This window comes from Nocardia cyriacigeorgica (assembly GCF_010858045.1).
GTDB lineage: Bacteria > Actinomycetota > Actinomycetes > Mycobacteriales > Mycobacteriaceae > Nocardia > Nocardia cyriacigeorgica_E.
Genome location: NZ_JAAGVC010000139.1, coordinates 1 through 397, shown reverse-complemented (window position 1 = coordinate 397; position 397 = coordinate 1). Strand labels below are relative to the sequence as shown.

1 protein-coding gene is annotated in these 397 nt (G+C 69.8%); it reads left to right on the top strand.

Annotated features, from left to right (window positions below; translation table 11 throughout):
• Positions 1 to 266 (top strand): hypothetical protein (locus GV790_RS29090; protein ID WP_163818019.1); only part of this gene is annotated, 266 nt, incomplete at its 5' end.
• Positions 267 to 397: the final 131 nt, after the last annotated feature.

Below are 397 nucleotides of genomic sequence, written 5' to 3'. Positions count from 1 at the left end.
AGGAATTCACCGTCGACGGCACCGCGGTCCGAGTGATGATCGGTCGCCCGGAGCCGTACGCCACCGGGCGCGGCTGGCGCTGCCGGATCCGCGTCGAGCGCGGCACCTCGCGGCTGGAACAGTCCCAGGTCGTGGCACCGGACGAATCGTCGGTCGTGCGGCTGGCACTGGAACTGGTCACCTCACGGCTCGGGGTCAGCGAAAACCAGTTCTTCGAAGGCGCCACCGTCGGCCCCGGCGCCACCGGGGCCACGATCGTCCGCTGATCGGCCCGGATCACCTGGTGTGCTCGGCGAGAAAGTCGGCCCAGGTCCTTTTCCCTTCGTCGCAGCCGAAGACCAGGTTGTCGCCCGCGCGGTAGGCGCGGCCAAGTGCGCCGGGAATCCGAACCGGAAGC